The sequence below is a fragment of the Citrobacter sp. Cf087 genome (genome assembly GCF_030334285.1).
Taxonomy (GTDB): Bacteria; Pseudomonadota; Gammaproteobacteria; order Enterobacterales; family Enterobacteriaceae; genus Citrobacter; species Citrobacter freundii.
The window spans coordinates 655,289-673,518 of record NZ_JAOWED010000031.1; the positions used below are offsets into that span (position 1 = coordinate 655,289).

21 protein-coding genes and 1 riboswitch are annotated in these 18,230 nt (G+C 53.8%); all 21 genes read left to right on the forward strand.

What is annotated here, in order from left to right:
• The first annotated feature begins 310 nt into the window (after positions 1-310).
• The 21 genes from pduF to cobS all read left to right on the forward strand — a co-directional run bounded on the left by pduF (position 311) and on the right by cobS (position 18,229).
• Positions 311-1,120: a propanediol diffusion facilitator PduF gene (gene pduF / locus OGV57_RS19690; protein WP_003030258.1), complete on the forward strand. Its 810-nt coding sequence runs from the start codon at positions 311-313 to the stop codon at positions 1,118-1,120.
• A 203-nt stretch (positions 1,121-1,323) separates the two neighbouring features.
• A complete protein-coding gene (pocR, locus tag OGV57_RS19695; protein WP_003030260.1) occupies positions 1,324-2,235 on the forward strand; it encodes a transcriptional regulator PocR in 912 nt (303 codons plus the stop codon).
• A gap of 332 nt (positions 2,236-2,567) precedes the next feature.
• Positions 2,568-2,742: riboswitch (cobalamin riboswitch) on the forward strand.
• 88 nt (positions 2,743-2,830) lie between these two features.
• Entirely contained in the window at positions 2,831-4,210 is a 1,380-nt protein-coding gene (locus OGV57_RS19700) for a cobyrinic acid a,c-diamide synthase CobB (RefSeq protein WP_044701540.1), read from the forward strand.
• Complete coding sequence (gene cbiB / locus OGV57_RS19705; RefSeq protein ID WP_003839024.1) at positions 4,207-5,166, forward strand: adenosylcobinamide-phosphate synthase CbiB; 960 nt, start codon at positions 4,207-4,209, stop codon at positions 5,164-5,166. The genes OGV57_RS19700 and cbiB overlap by 4 nt, the downstream gene beginning before the upstream one ends.
• Positions 5,167-5,176: 10 nt before the next feature.
• Positions 5,177-5,809 (forward strand): cobalt-precorrin-8 methylmutase, encoded by a 633-nt coding sequence (locus OGV57_RS19710; protein ID WP_003030267.1) that lies wholly within the window; start codon positions 5,177-5,179, stop codon positions 5,807-5,809.
• Positions 5,806-6,942, forward strand: coding sequence for a cobalt-precorrin-5B (C(1))-methyltransferase CbiD (gene cbiD / locus OGV57_RS19715; protein WP_032936768.1), 1,137 nt, complete (start codon positions 5,806-5,808; stop codon positions 6,940-6,942). The genes OGV57_RS19710 and cbiD overlap by 4 nt, the downstream gene beginning before the upstream one ends.
• Positions 6,936-7,541: a cobalt-precorrin-7 (C(5))-methyltransferase gene (locus OGV57_RS19720; protein ID WP_003844235.1), complete on the forward strand. Its 606-nt coding sequence runs from the start codon at positions 6,936-6,938 to the stop codon at positions 7,539-7,541. The genes cbiD and OGV57_RS19720 overlap by 7 nt, the downstream gene beginning before the upstream one ends.
• Complete coding sequence (locus OGV57_RS19725; RefSeq protein ID WP_003030273.1) at positions 7,531-8,100, forward strand: decarboxylating cobalt-precorrin-6B (C(15))-methyltransferase; 570 nt, start codon at positions 7,531-7,533, stop codon at positions 8,098-8,100. Before OGV57_RS19720 ends, OGV57_RS19725 begins: the two co-directional genes overlap by 11 nt.
• Positions 8,093-8,866, forward strand: a complete 774-nt coding sequence (locus OGV57_RS19730; RefSeq protein WP_003030275.1) for a cobalt-precorrin-4 methyltransferase — start codon at positions 8,093-8,095, stop codon at positions 8,864-8,866. Before OGV57_RS19725 ends, OGV57_RS19730 begins: the two co-directional genes overlap by 8 nt.
• Positions 8,847-9,902, forward strand: a complete 1,056-nt coding sequence (gene cbiG / locus OGV57_RS19735) for a cobalt-precorrin 5A hydrolase (RefSeq protein ID WP_003030276.1) — start codon at positions 8,847-8,849, stop codon at positions 9,900-9,902. The genes OGV57_RS19730 and cbiG overlap by 20 nt, the downstream gene beginning before the upstream one ends.
• Entirely contained in the window at positions 9,902-10,627 is a 726-nt protein-coding gene (locus OGV57_RS19740) for a precorrin-3B C(17)-methyltransferase (protein ID WP_003030278.1), read from the forward strand. Before cbiG ends, OGV57_RS19740 begins: the two co-directional genes overlap by 1 nt.
• Positions 10,624-11,409, forward strand: coding sequence for a cobalt-precorrin-6A reductase (locus OGV57_RS19745; RefSeq protein WP_046670006.1), 786 nt, complete (start codon positions 10,624-10,626; stop codon positions 11,407-11,409). The genes OGV57_RS19740 and OGV57_RS19745 overlap by 4 nt, the downstream gene beginning before the upstream one ends.
• Before the next feature lie 10 nt (positions 11,410-11,419).
• A complete protein-coding gene (cbiK, locus tag OGV57_RS19750; RefSeq protein ID WP_003844231.1) occupies positions 11,420-12,214 on the forward strand; it encodes a sirohydrochlorin cobaltochelatase in 795 nt (264 codons plus the stop codon).
• On the forward strand, positions 12,211-12,924 hold the full coding sequence (locus tag OGV57_RS19755; protein ID WP_286531597.1) for a cobalt-factor II C(20)-methyltransferase: 714 nt from the start codon (positions 12,211-12,213) through the stop codon (positions 12,922-12,924). Before cbiK ends, OGV57_RS19755 begins: the two co-directional genes overlap by 4 nt.
• Positions 12,921-13,658 (forward strand): cobalt ECF transporter S component CbiM, encoded by a 738-nt coding sequence (cbiM, locus tag OGV57_RS19760; protein ID WP_003834098.1) that lies wholly within the window; start codon positions 12,921-12,923, stop codon positions 13,656-13,658. The genes OGV57_RS19755 and cbiM overlap by 4 nt, the downstream gene beginning before the upstream one ends.
• Before the next feature lie 2 nt (positions 13,659-13,660).
• On the forward strand, positions 13,661-13,942 hold the full coding sequence (locus OGV57_RS19765) for an energy-coupling factor ABC transporter substrate-binding protein (protein WP_003030289.1): 282 nt from the start codon (positions 13,661-13,663) through the stop codon (positions 13,940-13,942).
• The gene (locus OGV57_RS19770) at positions 13,929-14,606 is read left to right on the forward strand and encodes an energy-coupling factor ABC transporter transmembrane protein (protein ID WP_003030290.1); all 678 of its coding nucleotides are present in this window, start codon (positions 13,929-13,931) and stop codon (positions 14,604-14,606) included. Before OGV57_RS19765 ends, OGV57_RS19770 begins: the two co-directional genes overlap by 14 nt.
• 8 nt (positions 14,607-14,614) lie before the next feature.
• On the forward strand, positions 14,615-15,430 hold the full coding sequence (locus OGV57_RS19775; RefSeq protein ID WP_003839037.1) for an energy-coupling factor ABC transporter ATP-binding protein: 816 nt from the start codon (positions 14,615-14,617) through the stop codon (positions 15,428-15,430).
• Positions 15,427-16,947 carry a cobyric acid synthase gene (locus tag OGV57_RS19780; RefSeq protein WP_016150564.1) on the forward strand — a complete coding sequence of 507 codons (1,521 nt, stop codon included), beginning with the start codon at positions 15,427-15,429 and terminating at the stop codon, positions 16,945-16,947. The genes OGV57_RS19775 and OGV57_RS19780 overlap by 4 nt, the downstream gene beginning before the upstream one ends.
• Positions 16,944-17,489, forward strand: a complete 546-nt coding sequence (gene cobU / locus OGV57_RS19785; protein WP_003030294.1) for a bifunctional adenosylcobinamide kinase/adenosylcobinamide-phosphate guanylyltransferase — start codon at positions 16,944-16,946, stop codon at positions 17,487-17,489. Before OGV57_RS19780 ends, cobU begins: the two co-directional genes overlap by 4 nt.
• Complete coding sequence (cobS, locus tag OGV57_RS19790) at positions 17,486-18,229, forward strand: adenosylcobinamide-GDP ribazoletransferase (RefSeq protein WP_003844226.1); 744 nt, start codon at positions 17,486-17,488, stop codon at positions 18,227-18,229. The genes cobU and cobS overlap by 4 nt, the downstream gene beginning before the upstream one ends.
• Position 18,230: the final 1 nt, after the last annotated feature.

An 18,230-nucleotide genomic window follows, 5' to 3' on the forward strand; every position in this document is an offset into this window, starting at 1 on the left:
ACAGTTTAAATATCATTTGCTATGCGAGAAAAATGAAATTGTGATGATCGTTTGAAAATGGAATTCTGCTTTTCGCAATATTTTATTATTTTGAAAATGTACTTTTAATAGGGTGAATCCTCGTTTTGTCACCTGTTTTAATAAAGGTGATAGCAAAATTTTGCTATCACAACACGATTTTTAAGGGTATGTCGCTTGCAGATTGCCAACAATTTGCCGATACAGATTTTTATAGTAAGTCTTGAAGTAATCTTCCTGCCAGCAAGGAGTCCGCTGGTAAAGACACGAACTCTGCTTAGAAGGTGTCACAATGAACGATTCACTAAGAGCGCAATGTATTGCTGAGTTTTTGGGTACCGGGCTATTTTTGTTTTTTGGTATTGGGTGCCTGAGCGCCCTTAAAGTCGCGGGTGCCAGTTTGGGATTGTGGGAGATCTGCATCATATGGGGCTTGGGGATCTCGCTTGCAGTTTACCTGACAGCCGGGATTTCTGGGGCCCATCTCAATCCCGCTATTACCATCGCACTTTGGTTGTTTGCCTGTTTTCCTGGCCGTAAAGTACTGCCTTATTCTGTCGCTCAGATAGCGGGTGCCTTTGGTGGCGCTATGCTGGCCTATTTGTTGTACGGCAGTTTATTTATTGAGTATGAATCAGCCCACCAAATGGTACGCGGCAGTCTGGAAAGCCTGCAACTTGCCAGTATTTTTAGCACGTATCCTGCCGCCGCACTGAGTGTCTGGCAGGCCGCACTGGTCGAAGTGGTGATTACCTCCATTCTGATGGGGATGATTATGGCGCTAACGGACGACGGTAACGGCGTTCCCAAAGGCCCTCTGGCACCACTGTTGATTGGTATTCTGGTTGCTGTTATCGGCGCATCAACCGGCCCACTTACCGGCTTTGCGATGAACCCGGCACGTGATTTTGGTCCTAAATTGTTTGCCTGGATGGCCGGGTGGGGTGATGTTGCGATGACCGGCGGGCGCGATATCCCTTATTTCATCGTGCCGATTGTGGCTCCCATCATCGGCGCCTGTGCGGGCGCAGCAATTTATCGTTATTTTATTGGCAAAAATTTACCGTGTAATTCGTGTAAGTTGGAGGAAAACGAGAGCTAGCTTCATGAAAGATGTTTATTATTGAAAGGTAAAAACTGTTTTCGTGATCCGGTTTCCTGAACGGCTTAAAAAGTCTCCCAAGAATGGGAGACTTTTGTTATGTTCAATGCTGACTTTCATCAGAGCGCTGGATCGCGAGATGAAAATGAATGTGTGAATAATATGTTTTATTTATAACAATAAATTAACTGAGAGGTTTTATCATGATTTCTGCGAGTGCCCTGAACTCAGAACTCATTAATAAAATCGCACAGGATTTTGCACAGGCCACCAGTCTGGCTGTTGTGGTTGTCAATATTCACGGTGATGAAATTTCTGAGCTTTTTAATTTCACTCCTTTTTGCCAGTTGATGCGCCAGCATCCTCAGCATAGTACGCGTTGTCGTATGAGCGACCGCTGTGGAGGGTTGGAAGCCTCTAAGTCCGATCAACCCTGCATTTATCGCTGCCATGCCGGGCTTACCGATTTCTCAATTCCGCTGGTCATCGCGGGACACCTGGTAGGGTTTGTGCTTTGTGGACAAGTACGCTTAAGTAACGATGTAGGCCTCGTTGATATTCTCAACGTCGATGACCGCTGGCAAGCCGATCCAGAGCTGGTCAACGAGTTCCGTAATGTTCCTGAGATGGACTATTCTCGAGTCATTGCCTCAGCGGATTTACTCAAGCTCATCGTCGAAAATTGCCTTAAGAAACAACTCAATTTTGTTGTTATCAAAGATAACCCGCAGCAGTCAGAGCCGGTACGCGCTAACCGCAGTACCAACCCCCATGACAGTAAAATGAAAAAAGCCCTGCGCTACATTGATGCACATTTATCAGACGAGTTGCGTCTGGAAGATGTTGCCTCTCATGTTTTCCTTAGCCCGTACTATTTCAGCAAATTGTTCAAAAAATACCAGGGTATCGGTTTTAACGCATGGGTAAACCAACAGAGAATGGCAAGTGCCAAAGAGTTGCTTTGCCACAGTGACTGGAGCATAGCCAGCATTGCGCGTAATTTAGGCTTTTCGCAAACCAGCTATTTTTGCAAAGTGTTCCGTCAAACGTATCAGGTTACGCCGCAGGCATTTCGCCAGCAAATTAATGTCATTTCACGCGGAGAGTCCGCTTAAATAGCAATATTTTGCTATTGCCGATTTTTGATATGTGGTGCTATGCCCGTCATTATAAAATGAAAAATAATGACAGCTGCCAATAAATTGTCATAGCGCAACAAAATAATGGTATTAGAGGGATAAACTGCACCAGTTTTTATTTTTGTGATGAGATACAGTGTCTGTGTGAATGACTTTCTTTATTCTTAGCTGATACTTTCATTCAAAAAGTGAACGTATGAATATGTGGGAAAAGGCCAGGAAATTGGCTGAATGAATTCGGAAAGATATTAAACTGAATTATTGTCATGAGGTCGTGAATTTACCTCATAACAGAGAGCTTAATTAACCAGGCTCTTGAACTGACAGGTTTGCCACATTTGTGGTAGGGAAGGGGGTGAGAATCCCCCGCAGCCCCCGCTGCTGTGATGCTGACGACCCCGTATGGACCACTGATCGCAAGATTGGGAAGGACGGGTGAGGATGACGCTAAGCCAGAAGACCTGCCTGTCAGTGACTACCAACAACTTCGGTGGGAAGTGGGTGGTTCAGATGCATACAGTCGAGAGACTGGGTATCTCTACACCCCTACCACCCTGAACAGGATCAGGGTATGGCGGCCAATTTTCACGCATTTGTTCTTGCAGGTACCGGAAGCGGCTGTGGTAAAACCACGGTGACGCTGGGCTTGCTGAGCTTGTTGAAAAAACGCGGTTTGCGCGTCCAGCCTTGCAAAGTGGGTCCTGATTACCTTGATACCGGCTGGCATACAGCGGTATGCGGTACCGCTTCCCGCAATCTTGATAGCTTTATGCTTCCCGTCCCCACGCTAAACGCTCTATTCAATGAACAGATGCGACATGCGGATATCGCCGTTATTGAAGGTGTGATGGGGTTGTATGACGGCTATGGTACCGACCCAAACTACTGCAGCACCGCCGCGATGGCTAAACAGTTAGGCTGTCCGGTCATCTTACTGGTTGATGGCAAAGCCGTTTCCACCTCAATCGCCGCAACGGTAATGGGTTTTCAGCATTTTGATCCCACCCTGAACATCGCTGGCGTTATTGTTAATCGGGTTAACAGCGAAACGCATTACCAGTTACTGAAAGTCGCAATCGAACGTTACTGCGATGTCCCCGTCTTAGGTTACGTACCCCGTATGGATGGGGTTGCCCTTCCCGAACGACATTTGGGTTTAGTCACCGCACGTGAGTCGGTTATCAATCAGCAACCGTGGCAGGAGTTTGCTGCCACGCTGGAGCAAACCCTTGATATTGACGCACTGCTGACATTAAGCCAGTCAACCAATCTTCCTGCTGGCGAATGGCCCGCGCTGCCTGCCGCAGATGCTGGAGCAGGGCTAACGCTTGCAATTGCCGATGACGAAGCCTTCAACTTCTACTACCCGGACAACATTACGCTGCTGGAACGTACGGGGCTTAATATTGTTCGTTTTAGCCCGTTGCACGACACCTGCTTACCCGACTGTCAGATGATCTGGTTAGGTGGTGGATATCCTGAGCTACACGCTGCGGCGCTGGCTCGCAATGTCTCGATGCTGAAGCAACTGCGAGCGGCGCATCAACGTGGCGTCGCGATTTACGCAGAGTGTGGGGGGCTGATGTATCTCGGCAGTTCGCTTGAGGACAGTAACGGCGATACCTGGCTGATGGCTGATATCATTCCCGGCCACAGCAAAATGGGAAAACGTCTGACCCGATTTGGCTACTGCGAAGCGCAGGCCGCACAACAAACATTGTTAGCAGCAGAAGGCGAAGTGCTGCGCGGACATGAATTCCACTATTCCGATTTTACCCCTGAAACACCAGCGGTGATGAACTGTCGCAAAGTGCGCGATGGTAAAACGCTGCAAGCCTGGTCTGGCGGCTGGCAGGTCGGAAACACCTTCGCCAGCTATCTACACGTTCATTTTGCTCAACGTCCGCAGATGCTTAACCACTGGCTGACAGCCGCGAGGAGCGCGCTATGACGATCCTTGCGTGGTGTGTTGCCTGGCTGCTTGATTTTATCATCGGCGATCCGCAGAACTGGCCGCATCCGGTGCGCTGGATTGGCAATCTGATTTCTGCAGTGCAGCGAATTATTCGGCGTTATTGTCATAGCGACCGTGCGCTGCGCATTGGTGGCGCGGTGATGTGGATTGTGGTGGTTGGTTTGACCTGGGCTGCGTCCTGGGGCGTGCTGGTACTGGCAAAATCTGTTCATCCCTGGTTGGGTTGGGTGGTAGAGGTATGGATGATCTTTACCGTGCTGGCCGGGCGATGCCTGGCGAATGCCGCACAGGATGTCGAACGTCCTCTACGGGCCGGTGACCTTGCCGCGAGTCGGGAAAAACTGTCGTGGATAGTGGGGCGTGATACCTCGCAACTGCAACCGCAACAGATCAATCGCGCGGTGGTGGAAACCGTGGCTGAAAACACCGTCGACGGCATTATCGCGCCGCTGTTCTTTCTCCTTCTCGGCGGTGCGCCCCTGGCGATGGCCTACAAAGCGGTAAACACCCTTGACTCCATGGTGGGCTACAAACATGAAAAATACCGCGCTATCGGTATGGTCAGCGCGCGTCTGGACGATGTCGCGAACTTTATTCCTGCAAGACTGAGCTGGCTGCTGCTGGGCGTGGCGGCATTTTTATGCCGTAAAGACGGCTCGCGAGCTTTACAGATTGGCTGGCGCGATCGCTACAACCACAGCAGCCCAAACTGCGCGTGGTCAGAGGCATCCGTAGCCGGGGCATTAGGCATTCGTCTGGGTGGTCCTAATGACTACTTTGGCGAGCGCGTTGAGAAACCGTGGATCGGTGATGCACAACGCGACATTTCGGTAGACGACATTTCCCATACGATTCGACTGATGTGGGTGGCATCGACGCTGGCACTGGCGCTGTTTATTGCGCTGCGGTGGCTGTGGGCCGGTGTAGCCTGAGGACAACATAATGCAATATATCCAGCAACCCCAGGCGATTGAAGCCAAAAGTTTCGACATTATTGGCGAGATCATCCGTGAAACCCGTCCGGACTATCAGTTTGCCAGTCCGTTACATGAAGCCATTATCAAGCGGGTCATTCACACGACGGCAGATTTCGACTGGCTGGACATTCTGTGGTTTTCCAGTGATGTGCTGGAGCAGTTTTGTGCGGCGCTTAGCCGTTCGAGCGTGATTTATACCGACACCACGATGGCGCTTTCCGGGATCAATAAAACGCTGCTGGCAAAATTCGGCGGTGAATGCCGCTGTTACATCAGTGACCCGCGGGTTGTGCGTACGGCAAAAGAGCAGGGGATTACCCGGTCCATGGCTGCTGTCGACATTGCGGTGAAGGAAGAGGGGGAAAAGCTGTTTGTCTTTGGCAATGCGCCAACAGCGCTGTTTCGCCTGCTTGAGCATGATGTCGCTGTCAGCGGTGTGGTTGGCGTACCGGTCGGGTTCGTTGGTGCAGAAGAGTCGAAAGATGCATTGACCCAAAGCAAGTTGCCCGCCATTGCCGCGTTAGGCCGTAAAGGGGGGAGTAATGTCGCTGCCGCTATCGTCAACGCCATGCTTTATCACATGCAGGGGGCGCGATGAGCGAGGCCTTCGATACGCCGGTGTGGCACAACGGTAAAGCGCTGCGTAAAGGATATACCACGGGATCGTGCGCCACGGCGGCGGCAAAAGTGGCAGCGTTGATGGTATTGCGCCAACACCTCATCCATCAGGTTTCCATCGTCACGCCTTCCGGGGTGACGTTGTGCCTGAACGTTGAGTCGCCACATATCGAAGGGCAGCAGGCGATAGCCGCCATCCGCAAAGACGGTGGTGATGATGTGGACGCCACACATGGGATGCTGATTTTTGCGCGCGTGACGTTAGACGATAGTGGCGTGATTGCCTTACAGGGCGGTGAAGGGGTTGGTACGGTAACCCGCAAAGGGATTGGCCTACCGGTCGGTAGTTCGGCGATTAACCGTACACCTCGCCAGACCATTGAATCTGCCGTCCGCGAAGCGATTGGCCCAAATCGTGGGGCGCAGATTGAAATCTTCGCGCCAGAAGGTGAAGAACGGGCGCAAAAAACCTACAACTCCCGCCTTGGCATTCTGGGCGGCATTTCGATTATCGGCACCACGGGTATTGTCACGCCGATGTCGGAAGAGAGCTGGAAACGTTCGCTGTCGCTGGAGCTGGAAATTAAGCGGGCGGCTGGGCTGGAGCGTGTCGTACTGGTGCCGGGAAACCACGGCGAGCGTTTTGTGCGCGAGCAGATGGGTATCGACACCCAGGTTGTAGTCACCATGAGCAACTTTGTCGGCTACATGATTGAAGAAGCCGTACGTCTTGGATTCCGGCAAATTGTGCTGGTGGGACATCCCGGTAAGCTCGTCAAAATCGCGGCGGGGATCTTCCATACCCATAGCCATATTGCCGATGCCCGCATGGAAACGCTGGTGGCCCACCTCGCATTACTTGGCGCACCGCTGGAACTGCTGACGCTGGTCAGCGAGTGCGATACCACCGAAGCGGCGATGGAGCATATCGACGCATACGGTTTCCAGCACATTTATGACCATCTGGCTCAGCGCATTTGTATGCGTGTTCTGCAAACATTGCGCTTTACCAAAAATCCGCCGATCTGCGATGCCATCATGTTTTCCTTTGATAATCAGGTTCTTGGCAGTAATCGCCCGGTCGCAGAGATTGCTGAGGAGATGCAATGTTAACCGTTGTAGGGATGGGCCCCGCCGGTTTGCATTTGATGACGCCTGCGGCACGTGAAGCGGTCGCGGTGGCGGATGTTCTGGTCGGTGGAAAGCGGCATTTGCAGCAATTCCCGGATTTTGCCGGTGAACAGTTTGCTCTTGGCGCCAATATCCCGGAACTCCTGAGTTGGATTAGCGCGCACCAGGAGAAGCATGTTGTGGTACTGGCATCTGGCGATCCGCTGTTTTACGGCATCGGGACGCGCATGGTGGTGCATTTTGGTATTGAGAATGTGCGGATTATTCCCGGCATTAGTGCGGTGCAGTACCTGTGCGCGCAGTCCGGTATTGATATGAACGATATGTGGCTGACCAGTAGCCATGGCCGCAGCGTCTGTTTTGATGAGCTGGCGCGACATAACAAGGTAGCGATGGTGACTGATGCGCTGTGTGGCCCGCGTGAAATCGCGCAGCAGCTCATTGCCCGAGGCAAGGGGCATCGCTGGATGGTGATTGGCGAAAACCTGGCGATGGAAAACGAAAAGATCCATTTCCTGCCTGTGCGTGAAGTTAACGCCGACTATGACATGAATGCAGTGGTGATCCTCGATGAAAGATGAGCTGTTTCTGCGTGGAGAGAAAGTGCCGATGACCAAAGAAGCGGTACGCGCACTTGCCCTCTCAAAACTTGAATTACACCGCGCCAGTCACCTGATTGATATAGGCGCCGGAACCGGCAGCGTGTCGATAGAGGCGGCGTTGCAATATCCCGGATTACGTGTAACGGCCATCGAACGTAACCCGGCGGCGCTCAGGTTGTTGGATGAAAACCGCCAGCATTTTGCCTGCGCAAATATCGATATTTTTCCCGGCGTTGCTCCCATGACCATCGCGGAAAAAGCCGATGCCATTTTTATGGGCGGCAGCGGTGGTCATCTGACCGACCTGATTGACTGGTCGATGCGTCAATTGCATCCCGCAGGGCGTTTGGTGATGACATTTATCCTCCAGGAAAACCTCAACACCGCCCTAACACATCTGGACCATCTTGGCGTACAGGGAGTGGATTGCCTGCAGCTACAGGTTTCCTCGCTTACCGCGCTTGGCAGTGGTCACTATTTTAAACCGAATAACCCCGTATTTGTTATCGCCTGTCAGAAGGAAGGAAACCATGTCTGAGATTTTTGATCCCCGTAGCGTGTGGTTTGTTGGCGCAGGTCCTGGCGATCGCGAGCTGATTACCCTCAAAGGTTACCGGTTGCTGCAACAGGCGCAGGTTGTTATCTACGCCGGATCGCTGATTAACACCGAACTGCTGGAGTATTGCCCTGCTGGTGCTGAATGTCACGACAGTGCCGAACTGCATCTGGAGCAGATCCTTGATCTGATGGAAGCCGGAGTGAAAGCGGGTAAGACCGTTGTGCGTCTGCAAACCGGCGATGTCTCGTTGTATGGTTCCGTGCGCGAGCAGGGCGAGGAGCTGACCAAACGCGGGATTGACTGGCAGGTGGTGCCCGGCGTCAGCGCGTTCCTCGGCGCGGCGGCGGAGCTGGGTGTTGAGTATACCGTGCCCGAAGTGTCACAGAGCCTGATCATTACGCGCCTGGAAGGCCGCACCCCGGTACCAGAGCGTGAACAGCTGGAGTCTTTTGCCAGCCACCAGACATCAATGGCGATATATCTTTCCGTCCAGCGTATTCATCGGGTGGCTGAGCGTCTGATTGAAGGCGGCTATCCGGCGACCACGCCCGTAGCGGTGATCTATAAAGCGACCTGGCCGGAAAGCCAGACCGTGCGCGGGACCCTGGCGGATATTGGCGACAAGGTTCGCGATGCTGGCATCCGTAAAACGGCCCTTATTCTGGTCGGTAATTTCCTGGGCTCGGAGTATCACTACTCCAAACTCTATGCGGCGGACTTTAGCCATGAATACCGTAAAGCCTGAGTCAATTGCGCTTTTTTGCCTGACTCCTGGCGGCGTTGTGCTGGCGAAACGTCTGGCAGCTATGCTGCCGGTTACCTGTTTTACCAGTGAAAAGCTGCTGGAGGAGGGGTTTATTCCCTTCGAAAACGGCTTTGCGAATACCGCTCGCGAAGCGTTTACGAATTATTCGGCGCTGATTTTTATCGGGGCGACTGGCATTGCGGTGCGCGTACTGGCCCCGCTGGTCAACGACAAGTTTTGCGATCCGGCGGTGGTGGTCATTGATGAACGTGCCCAGCATGTCATCAGCCTGCTCTCCGGTCACGCGGGCGGTGCTAATGCGTTGGCACGTTATCTGGCGGGCATGTTGGGTGCCGACCCGGTTATCACCACCGCGACGGATGTGAACGATATGGCGGCACTGGATACGCTGGCATTTCAACTGAATGCCCGAATGAGTGATTTCCGTTCGGCGGTGAAGATCGTCAATCAGATGTTGGTCAGCAATAAGCGGGTTGGGCTGTGGTGGGATGACGAACTGACGCAGGATGTCAGCCATTGCGACCGGCGCGGATTTATTACGGTCACCGATCTCAACCAGCTCCCTGAACTGGATGCTTTGGTGTGCATCACCTTACGCACCAATTTACCTGAGCTGCCTGTTCCGCACTGGAAGCTGGTGCCGCAGCGGGTTGTGGCCGGAATTGGTTGTCGCCGTGATACGCCGTTCCCGCTGCTGGCTGCGCTGCTTGCCCGCCAACTCGAAGCCCAACAGCTCGATCCGCTGGCGCTAAAAGCGATTGGCAGCATCACGCTGAAAAAAGATGAACAGGGACTTATCCAACTGGCTTCATGCTGCCGCGTTCCTTTCGAAACCTTTACTGCTGACGCGCTGCGTGAGCATGAGCACCGTTTTCCGGCCTCATCGTTTGTTCGCAAAACGGTGGGTACAGGAAGCGTTTCTGGTCCTGCAGCCTGGCTGTTGAGCCACGGACAACTGTTAGGCGAGACCCTGCGAGAACAGGGCGTCACTATCACTTTGGGAGTTTCACACTGATGTTAAGCGTAATTGGAATTGGCCCTGGCTCGCAGGCAATGATGACCATGGAAGCCGTTGAAGCACTGCAGGCAGCGGAAATCATCGTGGGCTATAAAACCTACACCCATCTGGTAAAAGCGTTCACTGGCGACAAGCAGGTGATCAAAACCGGGATGTGCAAAGAGATTGAACGCTGTCAGGCGGCGATCGAACTGGCGCAGGCGGGGCACAACGTGGCGCTGATCAGCAGCGGTGATGCGGGGATTTACGGTATGGCCGGGCTGGTGCTCGAGCTGGTCAGTAAGCAAAAGCTGGACGTTGAGGTCAGGCTAATCCCAGGGATGACCGCCAGCATTGCCGCCGCCTCTTTGCTGGGTGCGCCGTTGATGCACGATTTCTGCCACATCAGCTTAAGCGATCTGTTAACGCCGTGGCCGGTTATCGAAAAACGCATCGTTGCCGCCGGTGAGGCCGATTTTGTTATCTGTTTCTACAACCCACGCAGTCGGGGTCGCGAAGGACATCTGGCGCGCGCATTTGAGCTGTTATCTGCCAGCAAGAGCGCACAAACGCCGGTTGGTATTGTGAAGTCAGCCGGACGTAAAAAGCAGGAAAAATGGCTGACCACGCTGGGTGAAATGGACTTTGAGCCGGTTGATATGACCAGTCTTGTGATCGTGGGCAATAAAACAACCTATGTTCAGGACGGCCTGATGATCACGCCACGAGGTTATGTGCTGTGAATTATGGTGATGTGCTGGTCATGGGCGGCACCAGCGACGCGCGCATGCTGTGCCAGCAACTGGATGCGGCAAACGTGGCCTACACCCTGTCCGTTGCGACCCCGACGGGAAAGCAGCTGGCGGGAGACATCAAAGGCCAGGTGCGCTGCGGGCGTCTGGAACGTGAACAAATGATTGCCTGGCTACAGGAAAATCAGACGCGCTGGGTGATCGATGCCTCGCATCCGTACGCCGAGGTGGTGAGTCGCAACATCATGAATGCCTGCGAAGCGGCGGGCGTACTGCTGAGCCGCTACCAGCGCCCTGAGCAGTTGAGCGGATTAACTCACCCGCAGCTTTATACCGTACAAAGTATTCCGCAAGCCTGTGAGGTGGCGCGACGCTTCGGCGATCGCGTGCTGTTGACGACTGGCAGTAAAGATCTGTCCATCTGGCGCGAAGGGTTGCCTGAAAAAACGCTGCTGGCGCGCGTTCTGCCTGTACCTGAGGTCATTCAGCAATGCGCGGATCTGGGATTTGGCGTCGGTGAAATCTTCGCACTGTGTGGGCCGTTTAGCGCCGAGTTCAACGCCGCGTTTTATCGCCAGTGTCAGGCTGATGTGGTGATCACTAAGGCTTCAGGCGCTGAAGGTGGTTATCAGGAAAAAGTTCAACCCTGTCTGGATGCCGGTATCCCCTGCATCGTGATTACACGTCCGGCACCGTTGGTGACGGGAGACGAGTTACTGGAAAGTCAGGCCGCCTTTGCGGCGCGTTTAACGCGCTGGCTGGCCGCGGCTTAAGGAGTTAGAGATGAAAAAGGCGCTTCTGGTGGTCAGCTTTGGCACCAGCTATCACGACACCTGTGAGAAAAATATTGTGGCTTGTGAACGCGATCTTGCAGCCAGTTGCCCTGACCGCGACCTGTTCCGGGCGTTTACCTCCGGGATGATTATCCGCAAGCTCAAGCAGCGTGACGGCATTGAAATCGACACACCGCTGCAGGCGCTGCAAAAACTGGCGGAGCAGGGGTATCAGGATGTGGCTATTCAGTCGCTGCACATTATCAATGGCGACGAATACGAAAAAATTGTCCGCGAAGTGCAAAGTATGCGTCCGCTGTTTTCACGCCTGACGCTGGGTGTACCGCTACTGAGCAGCCATGAAGATTACGCCCAGCTGATGCTGGCGCTGCAACAGCAAATGCCGACGCTTAGAGAAAATGAAAAAGTGGTGTTTATGGGACACGGCGCCAGCCATCATGCCTTTGCCGCCTATGCCTGTCTCGACCATATGATGACGGCGCAGCGCTTTCCGGCGCGGGTTGGGGCGGTGGAAAGCTATCCGGAAGTGGATGTGCTGATTGAAAGTTTATCTCAGGAAGGGGTGGCGGCGGTGCATCTGATGCCGCTGATGTTAGTTGCTGGTGACCATGCCATCAATGATATGGCCTCTGACGAAGATGATTCGTGGAAAACATTGTTCAATGCGGCCGGGATAAAGGCTACGCCATGGCTCAGTGGACTGGGTGAGAATCCGGCGGTTCGCGCCATGTTCGTGGCACATTTACAGCAGGCGCTTAATGTGGCGCTGGAGGAAGCAGCATGAGCGGGAAACTGTACGCATTAAGCACCGGACCTGGCGCTTCCGATCTGATCACCGTACGTGCTGCACGTACGCTGGGCATGCTGGATATTCTCTATGCGCCTGCCGGGCGTAAAGGCGGCGATAGCCTGGCGCTGTCGATTGTACGGGAGTATATCGGCGAGCAGACCGAGGTCCGCTGCTGCCATTTTCCCATGAGTGCCGACAGCGCGGAAAAAGAGGCCGTCTGGGATGAGGTTGCAACCGCGCTGGTTCAGGAAGTCGAAGCTGGAAAAAAAGTAGGTTTTATTACGCTCGGCGACGCCATGCTGTTCAGTACCTGGGTCTTTTTACTGCAGCGCATTGGTTCGCCTGACTGGTTAGAAATCGTCCCGGGCGTGACTTCTTTCGCTGCGATTGCCGCGCGTTCGAAAACCCCGCTCGCCATGGAGCAACAATCGCTGGCAGTGGTCTCCTGTACCGCGCCGGAAGCTGAAATTCAGCAGGCGTTAAAGCAGCATGACAGTCTGGTGTTGATGAAAGTGTACGGTCGTTTTGCGCGTATCAAAGCGCTGCTGCAACAAGAAGGTTTGTTGGGCTGCGCATTAATGATGTCTGAAGCCACGCTGCCAGGTGAACAGCGCTGGCGTCATCTCGATGAGGTGAGCGACGATCAGCCGCTGCCTTATTTCTCGACCATTCTGGTCAACAAACAGTGGGAGTATGCACAATGAAGCTTGAACAACAGCTAAAACAGCTGTCTTTCAGCGGGTTGGCTGCGGCGCTATTACTGATGATTGTTCCTGAGCAAGCGTTCGCCATGCACATTATGGAAGGCTTCTTGCCGCCGATGTGGGCGCTGGCATGGTGGCTGCTGTTTTTACCCTGCCTGTGGTACGGGCTGGTGCGCTTGCGCCAAATCGTGCAGGAAGATAACCACCAGAAAGTTTTACTGGCACTGTGCGGCGCCTTTATTTTTGTGCTGTCGGCGCTGAAAATTCCTTCCGTTACCGGAAGTTGTTCACACCCTACCGGCGTAGGCCTGGCAGTTATCCTGTTTGGACCTGGCGTAGTGGCCATCCTCGGGGCGATCGTTCTGCTGTTCCAGGCACTGCTGCTGGCACACGGTGGTTTAACGACGCTTGGCGCGAACGGCATGTCGATGGCGGTAATTGGCCCGGTAGTGGGTTACATGGTGTGGAAAATGGCCTGCCGTGCAGGGCTGCGTCGTGATGTTTGCGTCTTCTTGTGCGCGATGCTGGCGGATCTCGTCACCTATTTCGTGACGTCGGTACAGCTGGGCGTGGCGTTCCCGGATCCCTCTGCTGGCGCTACCGGTTCAATCATTAAGTTCATGGGGATTTTCTGTCTGACGCAGATCCCAATCGCGATTGCGGAAGGGTTACTCACCGTGCTGATTTACGATCAGCTAACCAAACGCCAGTTAATAACCGCACAAGGACATTAACGATGAAAAAGACGCTGATTATATTGGGCATGGTAGTGGCGCTGGTGATCCTGCCGTTCTTTATCAACCACGGTGGAGAGTACGGCGGTTCAGACGGTGAGGCGGAGAGTCAGATTCAGGCTATTGCCCCGCATTATGAACCCTGGTTCCAGCCGCTGTATGAACCGGCAAGCGGTGAAATTGAAAGTCTGCTGTTTACACTTCAGGGATCGCTGGGCGCAGCCGTGATTTTCTATATTCTGGGTTATACCAAGGGCAGGCAACGCCGTGATGACCGGGCTTGACAGGCTTAGCTATCAAAGCCGTTGGGTTCATGTCTCGCCAGTGCGGAAATTTCTGCTCTGGCTGGTGATGATGATTCTGGCGTTTACTCTGCCCCCGTTGGGGCAGGGTATTGAGCTGTTATTGATTGCCGCGCTGAGCTGCTGGCTGCTGCGTATTTCCTTCTGGCGCTGGTGCCGTTGGATGGCATTACCGTTTGGTTTTCTGGCGGTTGGCGTAGTGACCATCCTGTTTAGCATCAGCCGCGATCCACAGACGCTGTTGGCCAGCATACCTGTGGGAAGTTACTGGTTGGGGATCAGCGCACCAGGTCTGGTGACAGCGAATGAAACATTCTGGCGCAGCCTTGCTGCGCTGGCGGCAACCTTCTGGCTGGTACTGAATCTGCCGTTTCCGCAATTAATTATCCTACTCAAACGCGCGCACGTTCCTCGCCTGCTAACTGAGCAGATCCTGCTGACCTGGCGGTTTATTTTTATTCTGTTAGACGAGGCGCTGGCTATTCACCGCGCACAAACGCTGCGTTTTGGTTATCGTAGCTTGCCGTTGGGCTACCGCTCTCTGGCAATGCTGGTGGGATTGCTGTTCACTCGCGTGTTGATCCGCTACCAGCAAATGACCACCACACTGGATATCAAACTTTATCAGGGTGATTTTCACCTGTAAGGAAAAGTATGCTTGCCACCTCAGCGCTTTGGTTTCGCTATCAGGATGACCCGATCCTCAAAGGGCTAACGCTGGATTTTTCTACGCATGCCGTCACCGGGTTGGTAGGCGCTAATGGTTGCGGGAAATCCACGCTGTTTATGAACCTGAGTGGCTTATTGCGCCCACAGCAAGGCGCGGTGATGTGGCAGGGCAAACCGCTGGATTACAGTAAACGCGGCCTGCTGGCGCTGCGTCAACAGGTGGCAACGGTATTTCAGGACCCCGATCAGCAAATTTTTTATACCGATATCGACAGCGATATCGCCTTTAGCCTGCGCAATCTCGGGGTGGATGAGGCTGAAATCGCCCGACGCGTGGAAGATGCGCTTACGCTGGTCGACGCCCAGCATTTTCGCCATCAGCCCATTCAGTGTTTAAGCCATGGGCAAAAAAAACGCGTAGCGATAGCCGGGGCGTTGGTGTTGCAGGCGCAGTATCTGCTGCTGGATGAACCTACTGCGGGCCTCGACCCGTCAGGCCGCACGCAGATGATTGAGATTATCAAACGCATCGTAGCGCAAGGAAACCATGTCGTAATTTCAAGCCATGATATCGATCTTATCTATGAAGTCAGCGATGCGGTGTACGTTTTACGCCGGGGCGAAGTACTCACGCACGGCACGCCAGGTGACGTTTTCGCCCGTACGGATCTTATTGAACAAGCGGGATTAACTCAGCCCTGGCTGGTGAAGCTGCATACCGAGTTGGGCTTCCCGCTGTGTAAAACAGAGGCTGAATTTTTTAGCTGTATGCGAGAGAACGCACTGAAGGAGGCGTCATGACGCAGGCAATAATGTTGCAGGGAACGGCATCTGATGTGGGTAAAAGCGTATTGGTCGCCGGGCTGTGTCGTATTTTTTATCAGGATGGACTGCATACCGCACCGTTCAAATCGCAGAACATGGCGCTGAACTCTGGCATTACGCCAGAGGGAAAAGAAATGGGCCGCGCGCAAATTTTTCAGGCTGAAGCCGCAGGTATTACGCCAGATGTGCGTATGAACCCGGTTCTGCTTAAACCGACCAGCGATCGCAAAGCGCAGGTAGTGCTGATGGGCAAAGTAGCGACTGATATGGACGCGGTGAGTTACCACGAGTACAAACCACGTCTGCGGGAACAGATCCTGTCAGTTTATAACAGCCTGGCGCAGGAGTTCGATGTGCTGGTGCTGGAAGGTGCGGGGAGCCCGGCAGAGATTAACCTGCGCGATCGCGATATCGTCAATATGGGCATGGCAGAAATGGCGCAGTGCCCTGTCGTTTTAGTGGCGGATATCGATCGTGGTGGGGTATTCGCCTCCATTTACGGCACGCTGGCGCTGTTGCACGATCACGAACGCGCACGCGTAAAAGGGGTGATCATCAATAAGTTTCGCGGCGATGTGACGCTGCTGCACTCCGGTATCGAGCAAATTGAAGCGCTGACCGGTGTTCCGGTGCTGGGCGTGATGCCATGGCTGGATGTTGATCTGGAAGATGAAGATGGCGTTGCGCTGCAAAAGGGCAAGTATTTGCGCACTGATAAACGCGACATCGACATCGCTGTTGTGCAAATACCGCACATTTCTAACTTTACGGATTTCAATGCGCTTGCTGCGCAGCCGGATGTGCGTGTGCGCTATGTTCGCCAGCCTGAAGAGCTGGCGGGGGCCGATCTGGTGATTTTGCCCGGCAGCAAAAATACCCTTGGCGATCTGGTGTGGCTGCGTGAAAGCGGCATGGCGCATGGCGTCGTGCAATTGCATCGTAATAACGTACCGGTGGTGGGGATTTGCGGCGGTTATCAAATGCTCGGCGATACCATCATTGATGAAGTGGAGTCAGGACTCGGTACGCTGCCGGGGCTGGGCTTGCTCAATACCGTAACCCATTTTGCCCAGCACAAAACCACGACCCTGGTTGAGGGGCAAATGTCCTCATCGCTGCCTGACTGGCTGGCGGGCACGGCGGGGTTATCCGTTCGCGGTTATGAAATTCATATGGGCGAAACAGCATTAACCGATGAATGTCAGTCGGTGATGACGTTGCACAAAGACGGCTGCAACGTTGTTGACGGCGCGGTCACTGCGGATGGTCTGGCGTTCGGCACCTATCTTCACGGTCTTTTCGACAGCGATGATTTCACCCGTGCGTTGGTCAATGGCCTGCGAGAACGTAAAGGGTTAGCTCCGCTGGATTCCACCTTCCATTACGCGCAATATAAATCGCAGCAGTTTGATCTGCTGGCGGATGCGATGCGGCAACACATCGATATTGAGAAAATTTATACCATCATGCAGCAACACCGGGAGCCAGTATGATGATTCTGGTTACTGGCGGCGCGCGAAGCGGTAAGAGTCGGCATGCGGAAGCGCTGATCGCTGATTCCCCAAACGTTTTGTATATTGCGACTTCGCAGATTTTTGATGAGGAGATGGCTGCGCGAATTCAGCATCATCGCGATGGACGTCCTGCGCACTGGCGTACAGCCGAACGTTGGCAACATCTTGATGAACTGATCACGGCAGCGAACGATCCTCAGGAAGCCATTCTGCTTGAATGCATCACTACGATGGTGACCAACCTGCTGTTTGCTCTGGGCGGTGACAGCGATCCGGACAGCTGGGATTACGCGGCGATGGAGCAGTCTATCGAAGGTGAAATCCGTTCGCTGATTGCAGCCTGTCAGCGCTGCCCGGCAAAGATCGTGTTGGTCACTAACGAAGTGGGAATGGGGATTGTGCCGGAGAACCGTCTGGCGCGGCATTTTCGTGATATTGCAGGACGCGTGAACCAGCGACTGGCGGCGGCGGCTGATGAGGTCTGGCTGGTGGTATCAGGAATTGGAGTCAAAATTAAATGAGTAAGTTGTTCTGGGCAATGCTCTCTTTTATCAGTCGCTTGCCCGTTCCTGCTCGCTGGTCGCAAGGACTGGATTTCGAGCACTATTCCCGCGGTATTGTGATGTTCCCCCTGATTGGCGTCGTGTTGGGTGGGTTGACGGGGCTGGTCTTCATGGCGCTCCAGACCTGGTGCGGTATACCGTTGGCCGCCCTTTTTGCGGTGCTGACGCTGGCGTTATTGACCGGGGGATTTCATCTGGATGGTCTGGCGGATACCTGTGACGGCATTTTTTCGGCGCGTCGACGCGAGCGGATGCTGGAAATCATGCGCGACAGTCGTCTGGGAACCCACGGTGGACTGGCGCTAATTTTCGTTTTACTGGCGAAGGTGCTGGTGGTGAGCGAACTGGCTTTGCGTGGCACGCCGATGCTGGCTGCGCTGGCGGCGGCATGTGTCGCCGGGCGAGGAACGGCGGTGTTGCTGATGTATCGGCATCGCTATGCCCGCGAAGAAGGGCTGGGTAACGTTTTTATTGGTAAAGTCACCGGGCGTCAAACCTGCGTTACGTTGGGATTGGCGGCGATCCTTGCTGCCGTGCTGCTTCCCGGCATGCGCGGCGTGGCAGCGCTGGTTGTCACAATGGTGGCGATTTTTATTCTTGGGCAGTTATTAAAACGCACGTTGGGTGGGCAAACCGGCGATACGCTGGGCGCTGCCATTGAACTTGGCGAGTTGATTTTCTTGCTGGCTCTGCTCTGAG

Bases quoted from the DNA above. Each gene is read 5' to 3' on its own strand.
- cobU (WP_003030294.1), top strand. From the start codon at position 16,944: ATGATGATTCTGGTTACTGGCGGCGCGCGAAGCGGTAAGAGTCGGCAT.
- cbiG (WP_003030276.1), top strand. From the start codon at position 8,847: ATGAATACCGTAAAGCCTGAGTCAATTGCGCTTTTTTGCCTGACTCCT.
- pocR (WP_003030260.1), top strand. From the start codon at position 1,324: ATGATTTCTGCGAGTGCCCTGAACTCAGAACTCATTAATAAAATCGCA.
- pduF (WP_003030258.1), top strand. From the start codon at position 311: ATGAACGATTCACTAAGAGCGCAATGTATTGCTGAGTTTTTGGGTACC.
- cobS (WP_003844226.1), top strand. From the start codon at position 17,486: ATGAGTAAGTTGTTCTGGGCAATGCTCTCTTTTATCAGTCGCTTGCCC.
- OGV57_RS19700 (WP_044701540.1), top strand. From the start codon at position 2,831: ATGGCGGCCAATTTTCACGCATTTGTTCTTGCAGGTACCGGAAGCGGC.
- OGV57_RS19780 (WP_016150564.1), top strand. From the start codon at position 15,427: ATGACGCAGGCAATAATGTTGCAGGGAACGGCATCTGATGTGGGTAAA.
- cbiD (WP_032936768.1), top strand. From the start codon at position 5,806: ATGAGCGAGGCCTTCGATACGCCGGTGTGGCACAACGGTAAAGCGCTG.
- OGV57_RS19710 (WP_003030267.1), top strand. From the start codon at position 5,177: ATGCAATATATCCAGCAACCCCAGGCGATTGAAGCCAAAAGTTTCGAC.
- OGV57_RS19765 (WP_003030289.1), top strand. From the start codon at position 13,661: ATGAAAAAGACGCTGATTATATTGGGCATGGTAGTGGCGCTGGTGATC.
- OGV57_RS19725 (WP_003030273.1), top strand. From the start codon at position 7,531: ATGAAAGATGAGCTGTTTCTGCGTGGAGAGAAAGTGCCGATGACCAAA.
- OGV57_RS19755 (WP_286531597.1), top strand. From the start codon at position 12,211: ATGAGCGGGAAACTGTACGCATTAAGCACCGGACCTGGCGCTTCCGAT.
- OGV57_RS19730 (WP_003030275.1), top strand. From the start codon at position 8,093: ATGTCTGAGATTTTTGATCCCCGTAGCGTGTGGTTTGTTGGCGCAGGT.
- cbiK (WP_003844231.1), top strand. From the start codon at position 11,420: ATGAAAAAGGCGCTTCTGGTGGTCAGCTTTGGCACCAGCTATCACGAC.
- OGV57_RS19720 (WP_003844235.1), top strand. From the start codon at position 6,936: ATGTTAACCGTTGTAGGGATGGGCCCCGCCGGTTTGCATTTGATGACG.
- cbiM (WP_003834098.1), top strand. From the start codon at position 12,921: ATGAAGCTTGAACAACAGCTAAAACAGCTGTCTTTCAGCGGGTTGGCT.
- OGV57_RS19740 (WP_003030278.1), top strand. From the start codon at position 9,902: ATGTTAAGCGTAATTGGAATTGGCCCTGGCTCGCAGGCAATGATGACC.
- cbiB (WP_003839024.1), top strand. From the start codon at position 4,207: ATGACGATCCTTGCGTGGTGTGTTGCCTGGCTGCTTGATTTTATCATC.
- OGV57_RS19770 (WP_003030290.1), top strand. From the start codon at position 13,929: ATGACCGGGCTTGACAGGCTTAGCTATCAAAGCCGTTGGGTTCATGTC.
- OGV57_RS19775 (WP_003839037.1), top strand. From the start codon at position 14,615: ATGCTTGCCACCTCAGCGCTTTGGTTTCGCTATCAGGATGACCCGATC.